Source organism: Streptomyces decoyicus, assembly GCF_019880305.1.
In the GTDB taxonomy this organism is placed as follows: Bacteria; Actinomycetota; Actinomycetes; order Streptomycetales; family Streptomycetaceae; genus Streptomyces; species Streptomyces decoyicus.
On record NZ_CP082301.1, the window covers coordinates 8565994 to 8592374 of the forward strand.

Annotated in this window: 16 protein-coding genes and 9 pseudogenes; 16 read left to right on the top strand and 9 right to left on the bottom strand. The window is 67.3% G+C overall.

The window, feature by feature from the left end; all coding sequences use genetic code 11:
• Positions 1-108 precede the first annotated feature (108 nt).
• The 3 genes from K7C20_RS37620 to K7C20_RS37630 all read left to right on the top strand — a co-directional run bounded on the left by K7C20_RS37620 (position 109) and on the right by K7C20_RS37630 (position 4463).
• Positions 109-2598 (top strand): molybdopterin oxidoreductase family protein, encoded by a 2490-nt coding sequence (locus K7C20_RS37620; protein ID WP_053209674.1) that lies wholly within the window; start codon positions 109-111, stop codon positions 2596-2598.
• Positions 2595-3086 carry a hypothetical protein gene (locus K7C20_RS37625; RefSeq protein WP_030084574.1) on the top strand — a complete coding sequence of 164 codons (492 nt, stop codon included), beginning with the start codon at positions 2595-2597 and terminating at the stop codon, positions 3084-3086. Before K7C20_RS37620 ends, K7C20_RS37625 begins: the two co-directional genes overlap by 4 nt.
• Positions 3087-3473: 387 nt before the next feature.
• Positions 3474-4463: a magnesium and cobalt transport protein CorA gene (locus tag K7C20_RS37630; protein WP_030084572.1), complete on the top strand. Its 990-nt coding sequence runs from the start codon at positions 3474-3476 to the stop codon at positions 4461-4463.
• A 223-nt stretch (positions 4464-4686) separates the two neighbouring features.
• Here the strand turns inward: K7C20_RS37630 and K7C20_RS37635 are convergent, their stop codons facing one another.
• Both K7C20_RS37635 and K7C20_RS37640 read right to left on the bottom strand, forming a co-directional pair.
• Positions 4687-5691 carry an SMP-30/gluconolactonase/LRE family protein gene (locus K7C20_RS37635; protein ID WP_107083456.1) on the bottom strand — a complete coding sequence of 335 codons (1005 nt, stop codon included), beginning with the start codon at positions 5689-5691 and terminating at the stop codon, positions 4687-4689.
• Positions 5688-6332: a hypothetical protein gene (locus K7C20_RS37640; protein WP_030084568.1), complete on the bottom strand. Its 645-nt coding sequence runs from the start codon at positions 6330-6332 to the stop codon at positions 5688-5690. Before K7C20_RS37640 ends, K7C20_RS37635 begins: the two co-directional genes overlap by 4 nt.
• Before the next feature lie 572 nt (positions 6333-6904).
• On the opposite strand from K7C20_RS37640, the gene K7C20_RS37645 reads away from it, so the two are divergent.
• The 5 genes and pseudogenes from K7C20_RS37645 to K7C20_RS37665 all read left to right on the top strand — a co-directional run bounded on the left by K7C20_RS37645 (position 6905) and on the right by K7C20_RS37665 (position 10478).
• Positions 6905-7177, top strand: coding sequence for a hypothetical protein (locus tag K7C20_RS37645; RefSeq protein WP_053209675.1), 273 nt, complete (start codon positions 6905-6907; stop codon positions 7175-7177).
• An 87-nt stretch (positions 7178-7264) separates the two neighbouring features.
• Positions 7265-7992: pseudogene (locus K7C20_RS37650) on the top strand (DUF6766 family protein).
• A gap of 520 nt (positions 7993-8512) precedes the next feature.
• Positions 8513-9174, top strand: a pseudogene (locus K7C20_RS37655) (HemK2/MTQ2 family protein methyltransferase); the annotation flags it as partial.
• A gap of 70 nt (positions 9175-9244) precedes the next feature.
• Complete coding sequence (locus K7C20_RS37660) at positions 9245-9433, top strand: CDGSH iron-sulfur domain-containing protein (protein WP_409351356.1); 189 nt, start codon at positions 9245-9247, stop codon at positions 9431-9433.
• Positions 9430-10478, top strand: a pseudogene (locus K7C20_RS37665) (iron-containing redox enzyme family protein). Before K7C20_RS37660 ends, K7C20_RS37665 begins: the two are co-directional and overlap by 4 nt.
• Positions 10479-11359: 881 nt before the next feature.
• Here K7C20_RS37665 and K7C20_RS37670 read toward each other — a convergent pair.
• Entirely contained in the window at positions 11360-12391 is a 1032-nt protein-coding gene (locus K7C20_RS37670; RefSeq protein ID WP_150127303.1) for a hypothetical protein, read from the bottom strand.
• A gap of 623 nt (positions 12392-13014) precedes the next feature.
• On the bottom strand, positions 13015-13533 hold the full coding sequence (locus K7C20_RS39730) for an SCO2400 family protein (protein WP_425337910.1): 519 nt from the start codon (positions 13531-13533) through the stop codon (positions 13015-13017).
• A 661-nt stretch (positions 13534-14194) separates the two neighbouring features.
• On the opposite strand from K7C20_RS39730, the pseudogene K7C20_RS38890 reads away from it, so the two are divergent.
• From K7C20_RS38890 to K7C20_RS37685, 4 genes and pseudogenes are all read left to right on the top strand, one after another.
• Positions 14195-14383 (top strand): annotated as a pseudogene (locus K7C20_RS38890) (helix-turn-helix domain-containing protein); the annotation flags it as partial.
• Positions 14380-14709 (top strand): annotated as a pseudogene (locus tag K7C20_RS37675) (flavoprotein); the annotation flags it as partial. The pseudogenes K7C20_RS38890 and K7C20_RS37675, both read left to right, overlap by 4 nt.
• An 841-nt stretch (positions 14710-15550) precedes the next feature.
• Positions 15551-16825: a serine/threonine-protein kinase gene (locus K7C20_RS37680; protein WP_280922012.1), complete on the top strand. Its 1275-nt coding sequence runs from the start codon at positions 15551-15553 to the stop codon at positions 16823-16825.
• A 46-nt stretch (positions 16826-16871) separates the two neighbouring features.
• Positions 16872-17033: pseudogene (locus K7C20_RS37685) on the top strand (transposase); the annotation flags it as partial.
• Between the two features lie 178 nt (positions 17034-17211).
• On the opposite strand, the gene K7C20_RS37690 reads toward K7C20_RS37685, so the two are convergent.
• Positions 17212-17367, bottom strand: a complete 156-nt coding sequence (locus K7C20_RS37690) for a DUF6131 family protein (protein ID WP_167352526.1) — start codon at positions 17365-17367, stop codon at positions 17212-17214.
• A gap of 269 nt (positions 17368-17636) precedes the next feature.
• Here K7C20_RS37690 and K7C20_RS37695 point away from each other — a divergent pair, with 269 nt between their 5' ends.
• The 3 genes and pseudogenes from K7C20_RS37695 to K7C20_RS37705 all read left to right on the top strand — a co-directional run bounded on the left by K7C20_RS37695 (position 17637) and on the right by K7C20_RS37705 (position 21291).
• On the top strand, positions 17637-18194 hold the full coding sequence (locus K7C20_RS37695; RefSeq protein ID WP_053209676.1) for a hypothetical protein: 558 nt from the start codon (positions 17637-17639) through the stop codon (positions 18192-18194).
• 42 nt (positions 18195-18236) lie between these two features.
• Positions 18237-18698 (top strand): hypothetical protein, encoded by a 462-nt coding sequence (locus K7C20_RS37700; protein ID WP_030089315.1) that lies wholly within the window; start codon positions 18237-18239, stop codon positions 18696-18698.
• Between the two features lie 615 nt (positions 18699-19313).
• A pseudogene (locus K7C20_RS37705) lies at positions 19314-21291 on the top strand (SpoIIE family protein phosphatase).
• Positions 21292-21620: 329 nt separating this feature from the next.
• On the opposite strand, the gene K7C20_RS37710 reads toward K7C20_RS37705, so the two are convergent.
• Positions 21621-21845 carry a type A2 lantipeptide gene (locus K7C20_RS37710; RefSeq protein ID WP_245171502.1) on the bottom strand — a complete coding sequence of 75 codons (225 nt, stop codon included), beginning with the start codon at positions 21843-21845 and terminating at the stop codon, positions 21621-21623.
• An 846-nt stretch (positions 21846-22691) separates the two neighbouring features.
• On the opposite strand from K7C20_RS37710, the gene K7C20_RS37715 reads away from it, so the two are divergent.
• On the top strand, positions 22692-23036 hold the full coding sequence (locus tag K7C20_RS37715) for a hypothetical protein (protein ID WP_030089311.1): 345 nt from the start codon (positions 22692-22694) through the stop codon (positions 23034-23036).
• 610 nt (positions 23037-23646) lie between these two features.
• Here the strand turns inward: K7C20_RS37715 and K7C20_RS37720 are convergent.
• The 3 genes and pseudogenes from K7C20_RS37720 to K7C20_RS37730 form a co-directional block, all read right to left on the bottom strand.
• A pseudogene (locus K7C20_RS37720) lies at positions 23647-24062 on the bottom strand (NUDIX hydrolase).
• Between the two features lie 192 nt (positions 24063-24254).
• Positions 24255-25371: pseudogene (locus K7C20_RS37725) on the bottom strand (PP2C family protein-serine/threonine phosphatase).
• Between the two features lie 267 nt (positions 25372-25638).
• Positions 25639-26250 (bottom strand): GNAT family N-acetyltransferase, encoded by a 612-nt coding sequence (locus K7C20_RS37730; RefSeq protein ID WP_053209677.1) that lies wholly within the window; start codon positions 26248-26250, stop codon positions 25639-25641.
• Between the last annotated feature and the right edge of the window lie 131 nt (positions 26251-26381).

Below are 26381 nucleotides of genomic sequence, written 5' to 3' on the forward strand. Positions count from 1 at the left end.
CAGGAAGGTCGGGGCCGGCCGGCTTGAGAGGGATGCGACGTTAGACAGTAACGGCTCCGGGTACCCATGACGGGTCGCGCTGGGTGTCGTCGAGTCCTGGAGGTAGGCGTGGACGCTTCTGTGGACGGGATCGCACAGCCGTGGGGTAGCCGCACTCCCTTCGGCCGGCACGAGCCGTGGCCGGTCCGTGTGGACACGCACCTGGCCGCGGGCGTCGAACCGGGCATGGTGGAGAGATGGGTGCAAGCGGCGTCCATCCTGCACTCCGACGGAGACGCGATGGACATCGCCGTCAGCGGCGGGCACATGGTGGGCGTGCGGGGCCGCTCTGTGGACCGGGTGACCCGCGGCCGTCTGGGACCGAAGGATCTGTTCGGTTGGCAGGCCAACGCCTCCCCCGATCGGTTGTCCCGCCCCTTGATTCGCCAGGACGGGCGGCTGGTCGAGTGTGACTGGAACACCGCCATGGAGCGAATCGTTTGCCGTTCCAAGTCGTTGCTCGACGAGCGCGGTCCGGGGTCGATCGGCTTCTACACCACCGGTCAGCTGTTCTTGGAGGAGTACTACACGCTTGCCGTGCTCGCGCGTGCGGGTATCGGCACGAACCACCTGGACGGCAACACCCGTCTGTGCACTTCGACGGCGGCAGAGGCACTCAAGGAGTCGTTCGGCTGTGATGGGCAGCCCGGCAGTTACGACGACATCGATCACGCCGATGTGATCGCCCTGTTCGGTCACAACATCGCGGAGACCCAGCCGGTGCAGTGGATGCGGATCCTCGACCGGCTGGAAGGCAGGGACCCGCCCCGGCTGGTGTGCGTCGACCCACGCCCCACCCAGGCCGCCCGTCGGGCCGCCGTCCATCTTGCGCCACGCCTGGGAACCAACGTGGCGCTGCTGAATGCCCTGTTGCACGAGATCCTCCGTACCGGCCGGATCGACCATGACTACATCACGGCGCAGACGGTTTGTTTCGACGAACTGCGAGCACGGGTCAAGGACTGCTCCCCTGAGTGGGCGGCCGAGATCTGTGACGTACCGGCCGACCGGATCAGGGAGGCAGCCGAGGTCGTGGGCAGCGCGGACCGGCTGCTGTCCACGGTCTTGCAGGGCGTCTACCAGTCCCATCAGGCCACCGCCGCTGTCGTACAGATCAACAACTTGCACCTGATCCGCGGCATGGTCGGGCGGCCAGGGGCCGGAGTCCTGCAGATGAACGGCCAGCCCACCGCCCAGAACACCCGCGAGTGCGGCGCCAACGGCGACCTGCCGGGCTTTCGCAACTGGGACAACGACCAGCACGTCACCGAGCTGGCCAAGGTGTGGAACGTCGAGCCGAAGACCATTCCGCATTACGCCCCGCCCACCCACGCCATGCAGATCTTCCGCTACGCCGAGCAGGGCTCGGTCCGCATGCTGTGGATCAGCGGTACCAACCCGGCTGTCTCCCTGCCGGAGCTGTCCCGTATCCGTTCGATTCTCGCCCAGGACCGCCTGTTCGTCGTGGTCCAGGACCTTTTTTTGACCGAGACCGCCCAGCTGGCCGACGTGGTCCTGCCGGCTGCGACGTGGGGTGAGAAGACCGGCACATTGACCAACGCAGACCGGACCGTGCACCTGTCCGACAAAGCCGTCGAACCGCCGGGCGAGGCAAAGCCGGACCTGGAGATCTTCCTGGACTACGCCGCCCGGATGGACTTCCGCGACAAGGACGGCGGGCCCCTGATCACCTGGCACGACCCCGAGACCACTTTCGAGGCGTGGAAACGGTGCAGCGCGGGCCGGCCCTGCGACTACACCGGTCTGACGTACGCCGGGCTGCGCCTGGCGGGTGGCATTCAATGGCCGTGCAACGACGAGGCCCCCGATGGGACGGAACGCCTTTACGCCCACGGCATCAGCTGGGCCCGGCCGGAGGTGTGCGAGTCCTACGGCAAGGACCTGGTGACGGGTGCGACGAACAGCGTCGTCGAGTACAGGTCCCTCAACCCCGACGGCAAAGCCATGCTCAAGGCCGCCGACTACCTTCCGCCCCACGAGGAACCGACAGAGGAATACCCGTTCCAGCTCACTACCGGCCGGACGATCTATCACTTCCACACCCGCACAAAGACCGGCCGTGCCCCGCAGCTGAATGCTGCCGCTCCAGATGTGTGGGTGGAGGTCTCCGCCTTCGACGCCGGCACGCTCGGCTTCCACGAAGGAGACATGATGGAAGTCCTCACTCCACGCGGCGGACTGAGGGCGCGTCTGCGGAGCACCGACATCCGGCCGGGCCTTTTGTTCGTACCATTCCATTACGGCTACTGGGACACCCCGGCCGGGCACCGACCGGACGACAGCACGCCTGGCCGCGCAGCGAACGAGACGACCATTACGGATTGGGACCCCGTCTCGAAGCAGCCACTCTTCAAAACGGCGGCAGCCGCTCTGCGTCTCGTGGAACGCGGCGACGGCGCCAGTGCCCCCGCGCCGACCACCGCAGCGTCCGCCCCGTCCCGGCCCGGCGACGTTCCCGCCACCATGGGAGGCCCTTCAGCCCGCGTGTCTCAGGTGGGAGATCCTGCCCGGCACAGGCACCAAGGAGACAGCGAGTGAACGGCATCAAGCTCATCCTGCGCGCTGTCCATCACGGTGAACAACACCTGGTCAGGGAACTGGTCGCGGTAGCGGAACGCCACCACACCGAGCACGAGATCCACCACGTCGCTACTGACCTCGCCGGCTGGTCCCGCGAGCACCTCCAGCAAGTGTCGGACACCGCCCGGGACTACGATCTGGCTCTGACCGGTCCGCCAGATGCGTCCTCCTCCGGCTTCTTGATGACGCTGACGGAGCAGGCAGCCGAGAGGGCGGGATGCCGACCGGAGCCCGGTTTGCTCCTGCTGCGCGATCTGCGGGAGCTGCATCTGAGCGCGTCAAACAACTCGCTGCACTGGGAAATGCTCGCCCAAGCGGCACAGGCCACCAAGGACGACAAGCTCCTCGAACTCGCTTCTGCGTGCCACCCCCAGACGCTCCGTCAGGTGCGCTGGACGAACACCATGATCAAAATCTTGTGCCCCCAAATTCTGACGAGCCTGTGAACGAAAGCCGCGCTGTCAGTACTCCAGGTGTAGATCGTGACCGGGAACGCCGGTATCCGTCGGACATGACGAACGCGGAGTGGGCGGCCATCCGGCCGTTGCTGCCGGTGCCGGCCTGGCTCCAGGGCAGAGGCGGGCAGCCCGAGGGCTACTGCCCCGTCAGCTGCTGGACGCCATCCGCTACCTGGTCGCGGGCGGGATCTCCTGGCGGGGTGCGGGGCGAACTCAGACCAGATGCCTGCGCCTCGCGAAGAAAGATGTCGGAACCCGCCGGCCCAACGCCGGGGACTTTCCGCCCTGTGGCAGGTGATGCCGCAGAGTGGGCTGGTGTGTCAGCGCTGAAAAAATGAGGTGCATGGAATGTCTGCTGCGGCGCAGACGTGAGGCATGAGGTGTGTGGTCTACAACGAGCGGACCGGTCGCGCGGAGCGCGTGAGCTGCCCGCAGGACGACGGTGGTCATGCAGCCACCTTGGGCCGCCTGAAGGAGCTGGCGGAGGGCGAGTTCGCGTGGGTGCACCTGGACGGGCCGGACGAGCATGATCTGGACGAGCTGAGTGGATATCTCGAACTGCATCCACTGGCCGTTGAGGATGCGGTGCAGGCGTCTCAACGCCCGAAACGAGAGCGGTACGGTGATGTGCTGGCCGTGGCGCTGAAGACCCTCTGGTATCTCCCGGAGGGCCCTGAGGTGGAGACCGGGGACGTCATGCTCTTCACTGGGCCGCGTCTCGCGCTCAGCGTCCGTCACGGTCCGAGCGACCCGACCGCCGAAGCCGCTCGACGGCTCGAGGAAGATCCCAGGACGCTGCGGTTCGGGCCTCTCGCGGTGCTGCACGCGGTTCTGGACACCGTGGTTGATTCCTACTCCGAGGTCGCTCTTCGCATCCGCGCCGATCTGACGCAGTTGGAGCGCCGGGTGTTCGCCCCGGCCCGCGAGGACCTGATCGAGGAGATTTACTCCCTCAAGAGGGAGGTCGTCGAGTTCCGGGATGCCGTGGAGCCGTTGGTCCCGGTCGTGCAGGAATTTGCCAAGTCCCGGGAGGGGTGGCACAAGGAGGCCCTGCCCTACTTCCGCGACGTTGCGGACCACATGCAGCGCACCAATACGGAGGTGCACTCGCTCGACGAGCTGTTGAACTCCGCCCTCGATGCCCACCTTGCGCGCGTGGGCACATGGCAGAACGACGATATGCGGCGCATATCCTCCTGGGCCGCGATCCTCGCCACCCCGACACTGATCGCCGGTGTGTACGGCATGAACTTCGCCCACATGCCCGAACTCGGCTGGGTATACGGATACCCGCTCGCGGTCGCCATGATGGTCGTGGCCGCAGGTCTGCTGTACCGAGCCTTTCGCCGTAACAACTGGCTGTAGAAGACTCCGAGGCACAGCCCCCCACCTGCTGCTTGAGGGGTGCGGCTGTCGTTTCGCGGCCTGGAAGCGCTGGGGCGAAGGTCTGGCCATAGAGCCCCGTACCGCACCCCGCCGATCGGTCCCAGTCCCAGGACCGGCGTAAGCGACGGACTGCCAGGCGGTCGGCAGGACGTCGGAGAGGCAGACGTAGCGCTGCTCCGGTGGGCCATGGGGCATGAGGGGGTCAGCGAGCGAAGTCCGGTGGTGCGCCGTCGAATTCACATACCACAAGACCGTTTTCCACGAGACTTCCCATGATCAGGAATGTCCCGGATCTGCAGACGCTCGTGACCATCCGGTACGGCGACCTGGCCCGCCGCAGATCACAGACCGTGGAGCCGTCCGGGCGCAGGGCCATGACCCTCACGGTGCGGCGCGGGCGTGGCCGAATCGGCTTCACACCGTGCCACACCGCTTTTCTGACCTTGGGCGCCGTACGGTGCAGCAAGTCGATGCCGGGTTCTCTGGGCCCGGCCAAAGCGACCCAGAACACGCCGCCGGGCCCGCGGGAAATGTTGTCGGGGAAGCCCGGTAGATCGCTTACGAGATGGTCGCACCGGCCGGCTTGCGGGCCTTCCAGCCAGAGACGGCGGAGCCGATATGCTCCGCTCTCGGCCACGACAACGAAGGACTCGTCCTCTGCCAGCGCCACCCCGTTGGCGAACTGCAGGCCGTCCAGCAGTATTTCTGGTGTGCCACCTGGTCGAAGCCGCAGCAACTGGCCGGTCCCGGTGTGCTCCAAGATGTCGCCCATCCAGTCATCGAGTCCGTAAACGCTGCTGGAAACACTGAAGTAGACGGTCCCGTCTGCAGCCGCAGCAACGTTGCTGCAGAATCGCAAGGGCTCGCCGTTCAGCTCGTCGGCCAGCACACATACGGCCCCGTCACGCGGGTCGACGCGCAACAGCCCGCGTTGCGCATCGCACACCAGCAGCCGACCCTCCGTGGTGGGCTCCAAGCCGAGTGGTCTGCCACCGGTGTGGGCCACTGTCACGGCCACTGTGCGGCCCACGCCGGAATGCGAAAGTGTCAGCTGCCAAATGGTTCCGTCCGCGGCTCCGGTGACGACTCGGCCCTCGGTGTCGGCCACCACATCTTCAGGTCCCCGGACCTCGGTGGCGACCACTCGTGGGGCGGGGAACCGTTTCGGGCCACGGGGGCGGCCGACTCGGCCGGCGCCCTGGTTCACGAGGCCTTCCGCGCCCTGGCCGCCTTGAGGCACCGTGTCATCTCTTCGGCATAGGGGAGAGCGACGCAGGCGCTGATGGCGAGGCCGAGGCCGGCCAAGTACTTGACCGACAGGGGGTTTTCCTTGGGGAGCAGCTTCCAATCGTCTGGCTTGACGCCGCCGCGCAGGGTGGCTCGGACCTGGTCGGCATGCAGACAACATGTGAAAGCCATCGCTGCCAGCGGCAGGACCTCCAGGAAGCTGTGAATATGCTGTTCCACCGGGCGGACCTCGCGCTCGTCGGTCGCCAAGCTCACGTCCCAGAGCGCCGTGGCTCCATGAGCGATGGCGGCGCCCCCCATGACGGACAGCACGAGCGGATTCACCTTGGCGAGCAGGCCCATCGCAACCGGGATGCCCGCTTCCGTCATCATCAGCGCATGCAACGCTGACTCACGTGCTCCGGTGGTTTCCTCGATCCTGGTACGCCGATGCATGATCCAGTCCGCCACTGCCGGCACGAACCACAGGGGCAGAACGCCATACATGAGGAATCGTCGGTTCGCGTCCTCGGTATCGAAGGAGCTTGAGGGCACCGGCAGATTGCGTGGACGGCGCCACTTCTGCCAGGCACGCAGTACCGGGGTGCGTCGAAGGTCCATCTCTCCTCCAGACTCGCTACAGCTCCATCGCCCTGGGCGACGCCGCACGCGGCGACAACTCCGACGGTTCTCGATGCACCTCTTTCCCGCCGTTCGCAGAGCACGGGCCGGGTACCCCGGCCTCGTTCCTCCCACACCCGGACCTCAGCCGAACGGCCCAAACGAACTCGTCCAGTAGCGGGCCGGGCCGGGGGCAGCAGCGGCAACGGTCTGGCCCGCATAGGTGGCCGGTGATCGGTGCTCATTGGCGCCGTGTCCTCAGGTGATGCGGTAGGGATCGGGGTCGGCGCGCAGCGTGCGCCCCTGGCCGGGCCGGGCGGCCCGTCCTCGCCCGGACGTACCCTCCCGCCCGCCGGGTCGAGCGCTGGGCGGCCGAGGCGCCGAGCGAGGCCAGGACTCCCATCGAACCGTAGTTCGTGCCGGGCGGCGGGGGGCGCCCCATCGGCCGCTCCGGGTTGCGGGCACCCGAGTGCTGAAGTCCTATGAACGAGTAGCCGCATGTCACAGATCGACCGAGTGGGCCCGCTGCTGCCCAGGCCGCCGGGGAGGCAGGATGCGGACAACTCGGGCGGTTGTGCGCCGCCCTCGCACCCGCCACCAATGAGGAACTGGAACAGTCCGCCAAGAGCGGATGCGTTCAGGCGATCGGCCAGGCGATCCATGAGCAGGAGCTGCCGGCGGCCGGGGCGGTGCAGGGCGTGGACGTGTACGGCGATCAGGCCCGAGTGCTGCTGGAGCAGGACACCGTGTTCCTGGCGCACTTCTCCACCGGCTGGAAGTTGACGGCCGCCGGGTGCCGGCCACGTCCCCAGCGGCCGTATCAGTGCGAGATCAAGGGCGGGTGACGGAGCCATGCGGACGCTGTTCATCGGGATCCTGCTGGTGCTCGTCGGCGGTTTAGCGTACTGCATGACGTTGGGACTGATGCACCGATGAGCGCCGTACCGGAGCGCGGCTCGGACACCGCACCGAGACGGCACCGCGTACGACGCCACGTGCGGCACAACAGCCTCGGTCTGTTCTTCATGGCCGCGTTCCTGCTGGCCGTGGCAGGACAGGCCGTGGCCGGACACGCTGAGTTCAACGACGAACTTGCCACCGACGGGCTGGCCCCCCTCAGTTTCGCCGCGTACGTGACGTCGTCGGACTTCGCCGTCGATGTCACCGAGAACTGGCAGTCCGAGTACCTGCAGTTCTTCCTGTACATCTTCTGCACCGTCTGGCTGCTGCAACGCGGATCGCCGGAATCCAAGGGACTCGGCAAGGCCGGTACCGAGTCGGACGAGGAGCAGATGGTCGGGGAACACGCCAGGAGCGATTCCCCGCGCTGGGCCGCGGACACGGGCTGGCGGGGAGTCGTCTTCTCCCGTTCGCTGGGTCTGGTCATGGGGGGATCTTCCTGCTGTCCTGGCTGACCCAGTCGGTCACCGGCGTCGCGGCGTACAACGAGCAGCAGTTGCGCTAACTCCAGGCCCCCACCACATGGGTCAACTACCTGTCCTCCGCGGACTTCTGGAACCGCACCCTGCAGAACTGGCAGTCCGAGCTGCTGGCCATCGCCTCCATGGCCGTGCTCGCCATCTACCTGAGGCAACGGGGTTCACCGGAGTCCAAGCCGGTCTGCGCGCCCCACTCCGCCACCGACGTGGAAGGGGGCTGAGGGCAGGTGAGACCGACAGATCCGGCCGTGGGATCGGACAGATCAGGCCGTGGGGTCGGAGCAAGGCCCACGCCGTACCTGTTGATTCCGGCGACGTCGATGGCGGCCAACGGGTTCGCGGAATCCGCCTGTTCGGTGGTTCTGGTCATGGGCCCTTTGGTCGGTGCCCCAAGGGGGCCGGGGGCCGGGCTCAGAATGCCCTCCGCGGGAAGAACGCCCCGTCGGCCGCGTGCGGGGTGGGCGCCGCCCATTGCGCTCCATCGGCGTGAGGTGACGGGATCGGGGAAGGCGCGACAGGCAAGAGGAGATCACGGAGGGGTGATGCGATCGCTGTGGGCTGCGCCGTGAATCGTCCTGGCCGGTCTGCGCTCAGCGGGTGCCGTGCCCGGGACGGAGAGGGATGGCCGGTGCCGCCGTTCGGGTGGTCGGCGCACGGGTTTGCCAGCAGGCTGGGAAGCACGGATGCGTCAATCGTTCAGGTGTTCGTTCTCGTCTCTCGGGCCGGAGGTATCGCATGAGCATGGGGGCGTTGTCGCTCGTCCGGCCGCGTACGTGGGTGCTGCCCGGTGTTTACCGGCCGCAGGAGGACACGCGGCTTTTGCTGCGTGCTCTGTACCGCGAGGGTGTGCGGGCGGGGACCGAGCTTTTGGACCTGGGGTCGGGTAGCGGAGCCCTCGCAGTGGGAGCGGCACGATGTGGTGCCCGAGTCACCGCGGTTGACATCTGTTGGCAGGCGGTGCTGGCCACGCGGGTCAATGCGTGGCTTTCGAGGCAGCGGCTCACCGTTCGCCGCGGTGATCTGACGGCGGCGGTCCGGGGGCGCTCCTTCGACATGCTCGTCAGTAATCCGCCTTACGTCCCCGCCCCCGAGAACCGGGCGCCCCGCGGGCCGGCCCGCGCCTGGGACGCGGGGCGTAACGGGCGGCTGCTTGTCGACCGCATCTGCGACGCCGCGCCGCGCGTGCTCCGCCCCGGGGGCGTGCTGCTCATGTCCATTCCGGGCTGTGCGGCGCCGAGGACACCTTGGAGCAGCTGACATCGGCGGGGCTGCGGGCGACGGTCAGCGACCGTGCGGTCATACCCTTCGGCCCGATCCTGCGCTCCCGGCTGGCCTGGCTGCGGTGCCAAGGACTGCTGGACGAGGTCCAGGACACAGAGGAATTGGTGATCATCCGTGCCGAGAACTCCTGCGGGTCCACGCCGCGTCACCCTCGTCCGAAACGGCCCCCTCCTGGTGGAGGGGCCGGTGGAAGTGGTCGGTGACGATGGTGAGACAGCCGTCTCCCGCCGCTTCACCGTCGCGATCTGCATGTGCCGACGCAGCCGCAGCTACCCCTCGTGCGACACCAGCCACCGCGCTCGCTCGAAGCCCACATCCGACCCCGCAGATGGTGCCGGCTGCCCGGCAGCGGACAGAACAGGCGAAGGAGACCGGCTATGAAGGCGAGCGTCGGAGCCGCCCGGCCGGGCAGACCGCAGCTTCCGCGAGCGCGCGGCCACTTGTCCGGCACGGTGATTTCGTGGCTCCGTACCGGGGAGGGGCCCTTGCCGACCCGGGAGGAGGTCCAGCGCGACGGTCCGTACGAGGCAGATCTCCAGCTCGCCCTGTACGTGCTGTATGAACTGCATTATCAGGGGTTCGACGGCGTGGACGACGACTGCGAATGGGCTCCTGCACTGCTGTCGGCACGGCGCTATCTGGAGGAGGCGTTTCTCGGGGCCCTCTGCACTGACGTCCCGGCACTCGGCGCGAAGGAGGCGATGGCGGGCCTGCTGACGGAGCCTGCCGCCGACGACGGCAGCAGCGTCAGCCACTACTTGAAGCGTGAAGGCCGGCTGTGGCAGCTGAGGGAGTACGCGGCCCTCCGCTCGCTCTACCACCTCAAGGAAGCGGACCCGCACGCCTGGGTCTGCCCCGTTTGCGGGGCCGCGACAAGGCCGGGATGGCGGCCATCGAATTCGACGAGTTCGGTGCCGGGCGCGCCGAGGACATCCACGCCCAGCTCTTCGCCGACCTCATGGCGGACCTCGCATTGGAAACCGCGTACGGGCACTACCTCGACCTGGCACCCGCCGAAACGCTCGCCGTCGTCAATCTCATGTCCCTGCTGGGACTGCACCGTTCGCTGCGCGGGGCGCTGATCGGCCACTTCGCCACGGTCGAGGTGACCTCCTCGCCAGGATCACGACGTCTCGCGGAAGCCATGCGCCGCACCGGCGCCGGCCCCGCCGCGGAGAGGTTCTACGACGAGCACGTCGAAGCCGACGCCGTCCATGAACAGGTCGTCCGCACAGAAGTGGTCGAGGGTCTGCTGAAGGACGAGCCGGATCTGGAACCCGATGTCGCCTTCGGAATCGGTGCCACCACACTTCTTGAGGGGCGTCTCGCCAAAATCCTGCTCGCCCCCTGGCGGGAAGGCCGCAGCGCACTGCCGGCGCCGTTGCCGCAAGTCCGCGCCCGCGAGCCCGCTCGGAACGAGACCTGACAGCCGCGTCCTCATCAGCAGGACGGAGAACGACAGGTGTGATGGACGAGATCACCGAGAGTCTCGGGACTCGGTAAAGGCCACGCTCTGCCAGGAGCCTCCGCCGCCGCCACGGCGGCGGTGAAGGTCTCTGCTGCATTTCTCCCGCTCTCCCGCATCCACATTGCGGGAGCAGGCAACATGGGGCGCGGTGAAGTCCGTAAGCACATCCGACGGGGTGGCGCCTGTCGGCCGGGGGAGGGCAGCAGGGAAAACTTGTCGGTACTGCGGGATGCCCTACCGTTTCGGTGCCCTTTTCGGCTTCTCGCCGCGGTTGGACGGCTGATCGGCGTTCACCTCCTCAGCGCTTCGGTCTCTCTCCTCCTTGGCAGGCTTTCGCTTCAGCGCCTGCCCCCTCTCCGACTCGGTCCTGTGCTTGTCGCGGCCCTCGTTGCGCATCTTTCACTCCTCGGTTTGCCGTGAGAGGCCATCACCTCATCCTTTGCGCCGGGATGCATCAGCTACTGGGCCATTCGGTCGTCACTCAACCTGGCGACCGTCTGCTCGGCGGCAAAGTCGCGTGTGCTCTGGCGGCTCAGCGGATCTGGGTCCGGCCGGGCCCGCCGGGGGAGGAACCCCCGAATTGACCACTGGCGCTCGGCGCGGGTTCATGGGCGGCGGCCGACGCCTGTGACCAGTTCCCTGGCCCGTCCACCGGGTATTCGGGGGGCCAGGGGAGCGGTGTCCGCTCCGGCGACTTCTTGCAGTGACCAGGGCTTTCTCCCAGCCTGGGGAGGCCGGGACTTTCGGGCCGTGCGGCAGGCTGCGGGAGCCGATGCTCCTGTCTCCATGGGGATCCGCACACACGGTGGGGCCCCGCTGAGCACACGGGCGAATCGGCCTCAATGCATGACCTTTGAGAACCTCTCATACAGTTTCCTGGAGAAGTACCCGGTGAGGCCGTGTGGCAGATCGCCGCTGGTCGTGACTTCGAGCAGGTACTTGCCGTCACGGATGTAGACAACGGAGTGCTTGGTGTATTGGTAGCCGACCGTCTCATCGCCCCTCGGCGTGACGGCCACAGACCGACCGTGCAGGCACTGTTCCTCGTTCGTGCGCTGCCAGGCCAGGGCCTGTTTGGCTTCGGCCGGGTCGCTGTGCATCTGGATGCTCACACCCATTCCTTCGGGCCCGGAACCGAAGGAGTTCGACACGCCGCTGCTCCCGGGGAGGGAGCCCTCCAGGGCGTCGCACGGCAGGTGCTGGGGGTAGTCCGCCCACCCGTTCTCCACCCAATGCTCGGGGACGTCGGACTTGATGAGAATGGCGTCTTCCATATCCCCGGAGGGCTTGGTGGGCGTGGACCCGGCGACCGATTCCGGTGTGGCCTTCGCCGTCTCTTTCGGAGGGTTGTCCGCGCGTGAGTCAGGCTGGTTGCTGTTAGTGGCCGTTGGGCTGTGCGCGGGGTCGTCGCCGACGATGAGACGCACCCCGCCGTAGATCCCCAGCGCCACTAGCGCGATGAATACCAGTGCCGCAGCGAGCAGGGTCAGCCGAACGTTGCGGGTGTTGCTGACCGTCACGGGCCCCAGGGAGATGGTGTTCCGGCCCCGTACCGTGGTGCCCTCGAACGTGATGCTGTTGGTCGTGGTGCGGGAAGGCTCAGCGGTCTCCAGGGCGGCCAGAGTCGCGGCGATACGCTCGGCGAAGCCCGGGTCGGCGTCGACTTCCGCCTGGAGCAGCGCGCGCAGTTCGTCGACCGCCGCCCGGTCTCCGGGCTGGTCTTCGACCGCGCGCAGGGCCGCGGACCCGCGATCGGTCCCCGCGAGCCGATCGCGCACCATCGCGGAGATCGCCTCTCCCATTCCGGTGCCGGCCGCAGCGGCGGTCCCGCTCGCCATCTGCGTGATGATCTGAAGCACTGTCTCGACCACGTTCGTCGTCCCCCCCCCCCGGAGATTGCGTCGACCGAACCCCTATCTTTCGCCGTGGGCACGTCAACTGCAACGGAAAGCGCCCAACCGCGTCGAGGCAGGCTACCCAGACCGGAAACTCGCCGACCCCGCCGGCCAGGACATCGATGCGGTTCGTCCGATGCGTGACGCGACCGAAACTCGCATCCGCGGCCTGCTCGCGGAAGTCCTCCCCGCGCAGTGACCCTTTCTCTCTGCCTCAACTGCAGGAGCCGGTGGTCTGACCGTCGCCGGCCCGCGTCACCCCGTTGTAGCCGGCCGGATCCGTTCCCTCCGTGGTGCTCTTCATCGGCTGGGCGTGGCGGGCAGAGGAGATGGGGCGTCGTCTCAGGGCTGCATCGGCCGTATGCGCCCGCGCCCTGACGCGCGAGCTTTCGACCGGGCCGGCCCGGGCTGACGCTGGCTGTGTACCGGCGGTAGCCCCTTGGGGTGTCTGGTTGGGTGTAAGAGGTGTTGTGTTTGTGCTGGTGGGTGCGGGGGAGCGCGCCTGGCGTGGTGCGGTTGCGTAAATATCTGCGTTTTGTAATACCAAACCGGATTTCTCCTGGCAAGGCGTGACGGGGCGTCACTGTGTGGGGGTCCAGTCAAACCGGCCGGACTTCCGGATTCCGGCACCCTTTTCGTGGGGTGTCCTCTGAGGGGGTTCTGTGTCCCGTCACATCTCGCGTATCGCCGTTGCCGTTGCCGGTGCTGCGGCTCTCGCCGCCACCGTCGCGCTGCCCGCCGTTGCTGCCGGCCACGGTCGCCACGCTCCGGCGCCGGTACTTCTTCCACCGTGCCAGCTGCCGACGCCGAGCCGCCCGGCCCTGCCCGGTGGGGGTGGGGCCTTCGGAGCCCCTGGACGAAGCAGCGCCCGTCGCATCCGCTGTTGCGTCTTCGGATGCGCCGCTGCCGGGCCGTGCTGCGTCCGAGCGATGAGTGCCGGGGTGGGACTCCTGAGCGGGGATGTCCTCCGTGCCCCACGCATCCCACGGCGTCGCGGGAGGGGCCGCCGTGGTGTGCTGGCGGGGGGCGGGCGGGGCGATGTCCGCAGCGTAATCGCCGCATCCCGGACACATGAGCGCCCCATTGAGGTTCCGGCGGCACGACGAGCAGTAGTCCATCTGCGATCTTTCTGTGCTGACTGCGCCGCCAGGGACGCCGGCGACCTTGTTCAAGTTCGCACGCGGGATCGAGCGGCTGCCACGCTAACGACACCCGCACAAGGCAGCACGTAGACCTTGTGACGCTCCCGTGGAGATTACGGCTCTCACCCCTCCGGACATGTCCTCACGAATGCCGGGATGAGAAGCCGGACCAGGCGGCGTCTCTATGGCCTGCGTGATTTCCGCGCGACAGAAGAAGAGATTCGAGAAGCGCATCCGTCGAGGGTCGACTCCCGGGGGACATCAAGGATCCGGCCTTTGCCAAGCTGCAAGAGCTGGTGTGGGACCGGAATCCGCCATCGACTCCGCCTGGCAGCTTCTTACTGGCGTTCTGGCCTTCGTTGTGTCTCCACGGAGCAGAGACGTCGGGATCGAGGCCGCGACCGCCACGCTCAAGAAGGCTGGCCCCGCAGGACTGGAGACGGGGAGGCTCGCAAGCGGAGTGTCGCTGTCTCCCCAGGTTGCGGCGGAGTGTGTCAGCCGTGGTGTTTCTTTGCCGTCATGGTGAAGTCGCCCCGGATGCTGTTGCCCACGATTCCCGGCTTGCAGGCGGTGGTGTACGAGGCGGCCTTGCTGACCTTCACGGTCATTGTGCGGGACGCGCCGAGGCCGATGCCCTCGAGCTCGCAGTCAGCAGGGGAGGCTCGCCAACGGCTACCAGGTCCTGCGGATTGCGGAGAGCTGCGCGGCCCAGGACATCCGTCGACCTGGCGCACGGGAACTGGCCGCCGACATAGCCGCCCGTGACCGTCGCCGATCCTTGCCCGAACTGCACCACTTCAGCCGCCAACTGGGAGTTTCCGCGTGAGTGACCAGCCTCACCAGCTGAAGAAGCCGTTCCTGTACATCGTGGTCTGCCCGTCCGGCATTGCTGGGGACGTCGGCAAGCTGATCACTGCCGCGCAGGAGCGGCACTGGGATGTCGGTGTCGTCGCCACTCCGTACGCGCTTGGCTTCACAGATGTCCAGGCGATCGAGGTCCAGACCGGTTATCCGATCCGTTCTGCCGGGCGCACTCCCAGCGAGCCCCGCCCGCTGCCGTCGGCGGACGCGATCGCGGTTGCCCCGGCCACGTTCAACACGATCAACAAATGTTCGTCTGGGTGTTCAGCGTGGGGCGGGGGCGTTCTGACCTGTGGCGGAGCGCGGAGTCGGGTCGGTGATGGACGGTGTTGAACGGGGGTGAATGAGACCAGAACTGAGACCAGGCATCGGTCGGTTGTTGCTGGTCAGCGTCGCTTTGGCGGCGCGTTTATGGCGCCGTGCCCATGAGCCGTCGGCGCCTTCCGGGGCGGTGGTGTCGGTGTGTCGCTTGCTGGTCGGCCGTGCCTCGTATCCGGAACCGTTGGATTAAAAGTCCCGGCGGTTTCATGATCGACGCTGTTGCTTGGTCCGCCGAAGTCCGGTTTTGCCTGGTCATAGGATGCCTGCCTTGACGCAGGATCCTGCGTCGGATGGCTTGTGACACGCCGTCCGCTCACGCATCGCTCACGCACGAGAGGGCAGCTGACCTCGCAGTACGACGGCACCTGCGACGAGGCCCAATGGCCCAACCAGAGAGGCACCCTGGGGGTGGCTACACGGCCCTGACCGTGGGCAACGGGCGGACTGCACCCAGTTCGAGCAGGTCATGACCGAGACCTGCGTCCCCCGGCTGGGCCTGGGGCCAGAACGATGGACAGAGCGATGCCATCGTCATCGCCAGGGTGGCGCAAGGCAATGCCAAGAGCCACGATGTCGGCGGGGCGTTAAGAGGCTAATGTCCAGACATCATCTAGTCGGGGTGTGACACATCCGGCGCCCGTCACGCTGAAGGGATTGGGCCGACTGGTTTCGGTCTGTGGATGTCCGGTTCCCCCCGTGCCGGGGCATCCACGCCAGGCGCGGGTGGGGCTTGCTCCCTGCCCGCGCCTGCGCCTTTGCTCTCCGGTGAGGGGCCCGGGGCCCCTCGGACGGTGAAACTGTATAGGTCGGAATGGGTGCGAGCGTGCTGGTAGCGGATCGGTATCGACTGGACGAGCCGTTGGGCCGAGGGGGGATGGGCGAGGTCTGGCGCGCCACGGACCAGGTTCTCGGCAGGCAGGTGGCGGTCAAGCTCATGCTGACCGCCGGCGCCGATGAGAAGGCGGCCGAGGACTTCCGTATGGAGGCCCGGACGGCGGCTTGCCTGAATCATCCTCACGTGGCGGCCGTCTATGACTTCGGCGCTCACGATGGCCGCTTGTATCTGGTGATGGAACTCCTTGACGGGCACAGCCTGGCCCAGGAGTTGGCCACCCACGGCCCGCTGGACCCGCAACGCGTGGCCGACATCGCTGTCCAGGTCGCGGCCGGCCTGGCCGCGGCCCACCGCGAGGGCGTCGTACATCGCGACATCAAGCCGAGCAATCTGATGCTGGCCGCCGACGGCACTGTGAAGATTACCGACTTCGGCATCGCGCGTTTCACCGAGGAAGCCTGCAGCGTGACCGCCGGGCAGGTCGTGGGCTCCAGTTCGTACCTGGCACCGGAGCGCGGGCTGGGCCGCTCTGCGGGACCTCCGTGCGATGCGTACTCGCTCGGCTGCGTCCTGTATGAGCTGCTGACCGGTCGTCCGCCCTTCAAGGGAGACAACCCGACGGCGGTGGTCTACCAGCATGTGCACATGCCGCCTGCACCACCCGGGCGGCTGCGCACCGGGCTACCAGGGGCGTTGGACGATTATCTCCTGCGCTTGCTGGCGAAGGAGCCCGGCCGACGTCCCTCGGTCGAGCAGATAGCCGGCTGGTTCGCCGCCTGGAGGACCGAGCAGCCCCGGCCGCCCTGGCCGGCCGACGCGCGCACGAAGACCAGCCCGTCCTCCACCGCCACGCCCAAGCCCCGGCCGGCGCGGGGAGCCAGGGCCACCCTGAACAAGGCGCTGGTCGGCGTGGTCGGAGCCGTCGTTTTCGCGGTCTCAGCCGCAGTCGGCATGACCATGAACTCGGACACGGATCACCCGCCCTCCCGCCAATCCGAACCGTCGCCTGCTCTGACCGGCGCCTCGTCACCGTCGTCGACCGACTCCTCAGCCTCCGCCACCCCTTCGCCTGCCGCTTCCCCCGCCACTTCCCGACCCGCAAGCACCAGCACCTCACCCTCGACCGAGCCGACGGCGCACGCCACGGGCGAGCCGACGGCCCACCCCACAGCATCATCCGAGCAGACTGCCACCCCGGCTTCCACTCCGCCGAAGAAGCCGGCACGGAAGAAGAAGGGACCGAAGCGCTAGGGACAGGGGCCTGTAACCGGCTCACGCCCGAGTCGTTCGGATCGGCGTGGGGTGGGGCGATCTCTCGGGCAAGGAATGGGCTCGGTTGGAGCCGTACCTGCCGAAAAACATCGGGCGGGGTAGGTGCTGGAAGTGTCGCCGCAAGGTGATCAACGGCATCTTGTTCCGGCAGCGGACGGGGATCCCGTGGCGGGACCTGCCGAGACGGCGAACGAAGCCTGGCTGCGCAGCCGTTCAGGACCGTCGCCTGCGGCGATGAGCAGAGCTGCGGCGGCGTCCGGCCCCACTCCGTAGCACTCAAGCAGCTGCGGGGTGTGTTAGCTGTTCGATGCGGTGATGCGGCAGGATAGCGACATTACGGTTCGGTTGTACACCGTCGCGCTGTGCTACCAGTAGTGGCGCCGCCCCCCGATGGCGTGCCCCGCAGTTCCCAGGATCCACAGGATCGCTCCGATGACCAGCGCCACGATGCCGATGGTCCACAGGGTGGAGATTCCCGTGAGGAATCCGACTATGAGAAGAATGATTCCGAGGATGATCATTGTGACCACCTGTCCCTCGCAGGTTGACTGGCGCGTCCACCGCTCGCGACCAAGGGCTTCATCAGCATTATCCCACCGCACGGGCACCAGACAGGTGAGCAAATCCGATACCTGCCACGAGGACCACAATGGCATTTCTCCATGCCTTCACAGGGGGCAAGTTCGGGGGTGGGAATGCCGTGGTCAGCCTATGTGGGAAGGCTCGGCGAGTCCTTCGCTGGTCCTAGTCATAAGCTGGAGTGGGGGCCTCTGGATGGGAGGTTCAGCTGATGTCAACAGGGACGCTTCTGGCGATCATTATTCCCGTAGTGGTGGTGGTAGCCCTCCTGGCAGTGGCGACCACACTCCTCATGCGTCGGCGTCATCTTCGGGAACGCTTCGGCCCGGAGTACGAACGGACCATGGAGGGCTCCGACAGCCGATTGGCAGCTGAGCAGGAACTGCGGGCCCGAGAGAAGCGGCACGACGCGCTGGACATCAAACCCCTCCCATCCAGCAGCCGGGAACGCTACAGCCGGGAGTGGGCGGGTGTGCAGGACGAATTCGTCGACCGCCCGGAGCAGGCCGTGCACGACGCAGACCAGTTGGTGACGTCGCTGATGCACGAGCGGGGCTATCCGACCGAAGGTTTTGATCAGCAGCTCAAGGATCTGTCGGTCGAGCACGGCCGCACCTTGGAGCACTACCGCGCGGCCCACGAGGTCGACACACTCAGCGATCAGCACAGGGCCACCACGGAGCAATTGCGCGGAGCCATGGTGCACTACCGCACCTTGTTTGACGAGCTCCTCTCCGACGGCGGGTCGCCACGACACGCCCGCGCCTGAACTCCCCGCCCATCCGAGCAGCGGGCACAGAAGGGAGAGAAAATGCCACACGACCGAGCAGCGGACCCCGCACAGCAGGGTCTGTCCACCGAAGACATTGCCCAGCCTCAGCCCGCCGAAGCCTCCGCCACCGAGCCGCCCCAACCACCTCCCGAAACCCCCACCCACCCGGGTGAGGCCATCGCCACGGACACCTCGCAGCCCCGCCCACAGGAGACTGGCGAGGCCGAGGAGGCCCCGCAACTCCTGACGGCAAAGCAAGCAGAGGACTTCAACACCCGCTGGCAGGAGATCCAGAACCGGTTCGTGGACGACCCTCGCGATGCAGTGCACTCTGCCGACGCGCTCGTTGCCGACGTCATGCAGACGTTGGCAACGACATTCGCCGACCACAAACAGCAACTCGAAGACCGGTGGAAGCGCGGCGAAGAGATGGACACCGAGGGTCTGCGAATGGCTCTTCGCCACTATCGTTTCTTCTTCAACCGTCTGCTGGCCGAATAGCAAACGCGACACTGCGTGACTAGGCGATCCAGAGCGGTTTTCGTAGATGGATTCGGGTCAGCGGCCGAGTGCGTCGGCCAATTGGATCGGCCTGAGGGAAGTGGGCGTACCTCCCGAGGGATCGATCGATTGGCCATCCTGTGCTCACGGCGGTCAGCGAGGAGGTGCGGCACCAGCCGAACCCACTCCACATCCGTAATGTTGCCCCGCCCCCACGCGGAACGGAACGATTCGCGGGTGGGCCCGTACTCGACCCGTCGGACGGGCCCTAGAAGCGGTGCGGTGATGAAGCGGTTACGTCTGTACGCAGTCCGTCCGGGCAGTGCAGCGACTCTGGGGGAGCACGGCAGTTCCCCCAAGGCAGCCGGGTGCCAGTGAGGCCATCATTGCGACTACTCTCTGCGACGACCCCGGCCCGGTATGCAGGGCTGTGCTGTTGGCCGGTCCGGGGAGACCATGGAGTCGCGGAGACAAGCGGATGGGTGTTGCGGGCCGGAGCCGGTACGCGACGGCTGTTCGTACGGAACGGGCGGAGGCGGGCCTGGGAGGAGCACAGCTGGACCCCTCTGGGCCAATGGCGGCGGGTCGGCCTCCGGGCCGTTCCAGCCCAGTGGACTGCTGGATGTGCTGGGCGTGGCGGCCGTCGTACTGGACGCCGAGGGCCGCATCGTGCTGTGGAGCCCGCAGGCCGAGGAGCTGTTCGGTTACTCCGCGCAGGAGGCGCTGGGTCAGTACGCAGGGCGGCTCCTGGTCCACGAGGGGGATCTCGGTACGGTGCTCAAGCTGTTCGACGAGGCCATGGCGATCGGCCGCAGCTGGGCCGGCGCCTTTCCGGTCCGGCACAAGGACGGCGGCACCCGGCTGGTGGAGTTCCGCAACATGCGCCTCCTGGACGACCGTGGAGACCTCTATGCCCTCGGCATCGCGAGTGACAAGGCGACCGTACGACGGGTGGAGCGGGACCTGGCGCTGTCGATGCGGGTGGTCTCGCAGTCCCCGATCGGTCTGGCGGTCCTGGACACCGATCTGCGGTACGTCTCGGTCAACCCGGCCCTGGAGCGGATCAACGGCATACCCGCCGAAGAACACCTCGGCCGGTCGGTCCGCGAGGTCCTGCCCTTCTTGGATGTCGACTCCATCGAGTCCGCGGTGCGTCAGGTGCTGCATACCGGGGAGCCTCTGATCGATCAGCCTGCTGTCGGCCGCACCCCTGGTCGGTCTCGTACCACCGGCTGGAGGAAGCCGCCGGAGCTGTCCTGGGCGTGGCCATCTCGGTGATGGACGTCACCGAGCGGCATTTCGCGGCATCGAGGCCGACCGAGCCCGCCGACGCCTGTCCGTCATCGCCGACGCCTCCGCCCGCATCGGCACCACCCTGCAGCTGGACCGGACCGCCCGCGAACTGGCCGACGTCGCCGTGCCCGACCTGGCCGACATCGCCGCCGTCGACCTGCTCGACGACGTCCTGCAAGGGCGCTCTGCCCACGTGTCGCCCACCGGCCCGGCCGTCATCCGAGCCCTCGCCGTCAAGACTGACCACCCCACCGCAGCTCTCCGCGCCGCCGCCCCACCCGGGCACCTCGCCCACTACCCCGCCGATCGCCTCGTGGCCCAGTGCGTGCACACCGGCCGCCCGGTCCTGGTAGGCCACGTTGACGACCAGGACCTGCACCGCCTCGCACGCGACGACGACGCAGCCTCGCTCCTTTCCCTGGCGGGCCTCCACTCCTATCTCGCGGTGCCACTCATCGCTCGCGGAGAAGTGCTCGGCGCACTGGACCTCAAACGCACCCGCAACCCGCTGCCCTTCACCGATGACGACGTCGTCCTAGCGCGCGAGCTGGCAGCCCGAGCAGCCGTGCAAATCGACAACGCCCGCTGGTACCAGAGCGCGCGCAACACCGCGGTCACCCTCCAGCGCAGCCTGCTGCCCGAACACCCGCCCCCCACCATGGGTTTGGAGGTCGCCTCCCGATATCAGCCGGCCGGAGCCGCCAGCGAGGTCGGTGGCGACTGGTTCGACGTCATTCCCCTGGACAGCGACAAGACCGCGCTCGTCGTCGGCGATGTGATGGGCAGCGGCATCGACGCCGCCGCGACCATGGGCCGACTGCGTACCGTGACCAGCGCCCTGGCGGAACTCGAACTGTCCCCTGATCGGTTGCTCGAACAGCTCGACAAGATCACTGCCCGCCTCGATCACTACATCGCCACGTGCGTATTCGTCATCTACGATCCCCACCACTGGCAATGCCAGGTCGCCAACGCCGGCCACCTGCCTCCCGTTCGAGTACGCGCAGACCACGCTCCGGAGCTGCTCGATGTGCCAACCGGGGTGCCATTGGGGGTGGGCGGTGTCACCTTCCGCACCACCACGTTCGACCTCGCGCCCGGAGACCAGCTGGTCCTCTACACCGACGGCCTGGTCGAAACCCGGCACCAGCATCTCGACGACCGGCTGGAGAAGCTTCTCAGCCTGCTCGACGATCCCCACCGCTCGATCGAAGACACCTGCGACCGGCTCCTGCGGTCCCTATGCCGCCCGGATAACCACGACGACGTCGCCCTCCTCATCGCCCGCGCGCAGGAATAGGGCCCGCCCGACGGCAGCGCGGCTGGGCCACGGGCCAGTTGCTCCGTCCGTGCGAGGCGGGTGATCTCTCAGACGCGGAGAGGGCTCGGCAGGAGTCAAAGCTGCGCGGCGGCGGCCAGCTGCGCATGCGGCCAGAGCACCTCGACGGTTGGACCAGGCCATCGGCACCCTCCTCCTGCGATTCTCCACCGCTTTCTTGAACGGTGTACGGCCGGTGGAATGCCACGAGCCCCGGAGGTGGCAGCCCCGGGGCCCATGGTCACCCTAAGGAATTCGGATGGACCGGTAGGGTGAGTAATTCAGACCAAGGATGCCCTGGCAAATACGTGTCAGATGCCGGCGCCGCCGGAAAAACCTGCCTGGCCGGAGACAGGACCTATCTGACCGCTCACGCCACCCGAAACCGAGCCGCCCAGGGAGGGCAGAGCAGGCGTGGCAGGCAGGGCGGATTCTGCACCGCCAACCAGGGCCCCGAGAATTCCGCCGGAAACATTGTCCAGGTCGCTGTCAGAGATCTCGCGAGTTTCGTTCTGAGGCATGGCGTCCTTACGCATGACTGGCCCTTCTCTTCATCGTATGTGTGATCAGGAGCGGTATCGGCCGACCCGGCGACAAGCTGATCCTGCCGGTTTGACGATCCTCTGATACCTGGAAGCGGATGTGCAACCTCCGATTGGTGCGAGATCAAACCATGTCAGCGGACGGCCAGGCTACCCCGACCCGTCGGTAATTTCTGTAGTCGTTCCGGTATCCCGCGATATCGGTAAGTGGAATGTTCGGCCGGATGGCGACAACTCCTTCACACACCTTTCGACAGTCGAGGCTTGCGGAGCGGTGCCGGTGGTGTCACTCGAAGGGCATATCGCCTCTACGAAGAGGGCACTCGCCCTGTGAGGTGAGAATCAGCAGCGAGCATGTGCCCATTCTGCGAAGAGAATGGGCAGGGTTGCCGAGCCTCGGAACATGGAATTGTGTCGCCGGATTTCGGGTTCGTCCGATGCGTCGCGTTCGGGAAGAGGGTGGCGAGGTCCGCCCTGGTAGACGGTTGGGTCGGCGGGGATGCTGCACCCTTCGACGTGGCACCCTCTCCCGTGGTGGCCTGCGCCTTGCGGTAACCCCAACCGAGGGCCCGACTCTGCGCAGTTCGGCCCTGCTGATCAATTGTCAAACCCCAGGTCGAGCGAATGACAGGGATATCGTCGGGGCCCATATCGGGCGGCCTGGTAACGCAACGGCACCCTTGCGACGCAGAACGGAATGTGGGCGCGCCTAGCGACCCGTATACGACACGGCGGAAATGCCCCCAGGGAGGAGCGAACGGGACACCTGGCCGTGTCTCCTCCTTACCGCCAAGACCTCGTACGCGTCAGATGGGAACCCCAGTGAGTAACACCGAACCCATGTCGGGAAACCAGCCATACGACCGCAGCCAGGGCGGCAACCACCGCTTTGAGCGCAAGCGGGACGGCTCCGCCGCAAGGCGGACAGCCCTGATCATTCACACGATCGCTGACATCGCGGCTGTTTTCTTGGGCCTGTGGATCTTGCTCTACCTACTCGAAGCCAACCGGGCCAATGTCTTCGTCGAGTTTGTGGAAGGTGTGGCGGACTTGCTGGCCTGGTGGTCACAGGACATCTTCACGATGGACACGGAAGGGCTTCGCGTCCTCCTCAATTATGGCCTGCCGGCCGTGATCTATTTGCTGGTCGGGCACGGCATAGCCGCACGGATGCGCCGCCTCTGACGGGTTGACCCCCATCTGGCTGGCGAAGAAATAGGGGTGATTCGCCAGGTCCCGGCGAGCGACGCCTGCGGCCCTTGGTTAAATCTGGCTCAGGCTCACGGCTCACCCTGGGCACCACGCGGCGCTGGACGAGGTGCTCGGCGAGCTCGGCCGGGCTTCAGGCGGAGGGCGCGGCGAGCCCGAGATGATGAGGAACGTCCGAAGCCCGCTCCATTTAGGGCCCAGCGCGCCGAACCCCGCGCGGGACGCACGGTTCAGGCGTGGGCCTGACCGAGTTGGCCCGAAAGCGGCCGTTGCTGGCCAGTTCCGACTTCGCTGCGCGAACAGTTCTGGAACCTAGACATACGTGCGCTGTGCAGCGAGCACCGCTCGGGTCGCCCGCCCGTGGTGACGTGTGCCCAGCTCGGGGACGTCCGGCCGCCCCTTGCATCGGCCCAGCCGCCCACCGCTGATCCACCGCAATACCTTGCGCCAGGGTTCCCGCCCGGATGCGCGCCCAACCTCGTGGGCCTGATCGGCGAGGCGTAGCGCCGCTTGCTTGTCGTCACCCTTAGCCATGCCGCACATCGTGCACGACCTGCTCGACCCCGGAAGGCGGGCGCCTGGGCTGCTACCTGGTGAGTACGACATCAAGGTATGCCTGCACCGGCTCGAAGAGCCCGTACGGCACGTACTCCGGGATCTCCGAGTGGGCACACCAGGCCAGCTCGGCAAGTTCCTCGGTATCCGCCACGTCGGCGGTTCCGGACACCACGTCGCATGCCGTGTACGACATGAGTCGTTGCGTCTTCGGGTGCACGCGCTCGCCCAGGAGTTTGACCGCGGTCACCGTGAGGCCGGTCTCCTCGCCGGTCTCGCGGACAGCCGCTTCCTCCGCTGACCGCCCCCGACTCAATCTCCCCTGCGGGGAACTGCCACGAGAGCGGGCCTGCCTTCACTCGCCGCCGGACCATCAAGACCCGCCCTTCGTGGACGAACGATCGCGGCCGAGATTCCCGGGCCCTCTTCGGCGGTCTGCTCCGTCATGGGTGCTCCTCCAGGGCTGCCAACATCGGTGGAAAGATCTCATTGGCGGGGATGCCCGCCATGGCGTCGGGATCTTGAGTGCGGCTGCCGCAGCAGTCGGCTGATGCAACTCTGGGAGGGAGCGTCTGTGCATGGTGCACCGGGCCTGCTCACCCCCGTGGGTCGGTCCTTCCTGAGCCGTATCGGTAGACGTCAGGGTGGGTGGTTCCCTCCGTGGTGACGTCCTCGGTAGGCGGTGGATGGGCGGTGGATCGCGATGAGGGCGGCGTCGTCGCCGAGGCGTCCGCCGACGTGGGTGAGGAGGTCGCGTCGGAGGTGGTGCAGGAGTGTCTCCGGGGAGCTCTCGATCCACTGGGCGGCCCGTTCCGCCAAGGGGTAGAAGACTCCGTCCCGGTCGCGGGCTTCGATGACGCCGTCGGTGTAGAGGAGAAGGGTGTCGCCGGCTTCGAAGGAGAACACGTCGACGGTGTAGTCCGCTGGCGCTATGCCGCCGACGCCCAGTGGGGGCGCGGGGTGAAGACTCGGTGCGGTGACGGCGTGAGCGGGGCTGAGCAGGAGGGGCGCGGGGTGGCCGCAGCTGGTCATCCGGGTGATGTGGCCGTCGTCGGGGATCTCCAGCAGCAGGGTGGTGAAAGCGCTCCCCGGCCTCCTCCGCCGGCTCGAAGTCGGCCTGGTAGCGGGAGACGCTCTGTTCCAGGGCGGCGGCCAGCGCAGGCAGGGTGGTGTTCTGGTGGGCGGCCTCGCGGAAGGCGCCGAGGAGGAGGGCGGCTTCTCCGATGGCGGTCAGGCCCTTGCCCCGCACGTCGCCGATCATCACCCGGGTTCCGGTGTCGATACGGGTGGCCGCGTACAGGTCGCCGCCGATCTGGGCCTCGTCCTCGGCGGCCAGGTACAGGGAGGCGATCCGCAGTGGGCCGATGCGCTCCGGGAGGGGCCAGAGCAGGACGTGCTGTGCGGCTTCGGCCACCGTCCGCACCTGGGCCAGTTCCCGTCTGCGCCGCTCGCGCAGCACGCAGTAGAACACGACCAGGGCCGAGAGCACGGCGAGGGCGAGGATCTGCACCATCACGTTGCGGGTGGACAGCACGCCGAAGTGCAGGCCGATGAATGCCTGGGCCGCGAGGGCCAGGATCCCGATCACTCCGGTCATCAGGGGACCGGCGAAGGAGGCGGTGATCGCGGGCGCGATGACCAGCAATGGCCCCAGATGGATGTCCTCCGGCACCAGGATGTCCACCACGGTGATCACGACAATGAGCACCACAGGGATCACCAGCAGCGCATGGCTCGGCCGCCATGGCTCCCGCAGACCTGCAAAGCGTTGCCGGAAGCCCACGTCATCCACAGTGCACCGCCCCCGGGCGGCTGACGAGTCGGGCAAGGGGCCGTCGAGCAGGGCGAATCCCTCGCGGCGGGGGCCCGTGCCCTGCTCGGAGCTGGCCTTCCGGCGCTGACCGAGAGTGTTCGCGTGCAGCCTGATCTGCGGGAATCGGAGGGTCCCGTAGGGCCCGGACGCACCAGTGCGGCAGTGGATGTGCGCGCCATGGCCGCGGGCACCACGGAGGGTCGTTCCGGATTACTCCCTTGCACAGGGTGCGACCTGTGCCTGCTGGGGCCGGACGATAGTCGCGGGGCACGGCATGGGGATCTCGAAGTGGACTGTGTCGACACCGAGGCCGTGCTCGCCGGTGGTCCGGGCGTCGAATACCTTCTTGGCCATGCTGCGCCAGAAGGCTTCGGCGCCTTCGGCCCTGACATTGGTGTGGAGGTAGATGCTGTCGTAGCCGGGGGTCGTGGCGGCGAAGTCGCAAGCGATGCGCACCATGGTCCGCGCCAGGCCGTGCCGCCGGTGCTCTGCCCTGACGTAGACCCGGACCAGCTGTGCGGTGGTCCCCGCCGGGTAACGCTCGGCGAGCCAGCGGGGGTGCGGCGGATGGGCCGGGCCCGTCGATCGCACACCAGTTGTGGCCACGACTTCGCCGTCGCGCTCGTGCACGGCCACCAGCAAGAGATGGCGGGGGTTGTCCAGGTACGTGCCCGCTAGGTCGACGACGTCTCGGTGCCATTCGGGCACGTACCCGTAGCCGAATTCCCGGTAGAAGGTGTCGAGCATGAGGCGGCGGGCTCCCTCCAGGTCCGCCTCTGTGGCGGGGCGCAGGGTGTACGAGGAGTGCGGGGCGTTGGTCATCGGTATCTCCTGTTTGCTGTGGTTCACGGCTCACGTTTTCGGCAGATCAAGTGCGGTGAGTGCCGGGTGGTGAGGCGCGGCGCGGCCCTGAGGTGCGCTGGCGGATGTGGGCCGGTTGCGTCGCGGGCGTG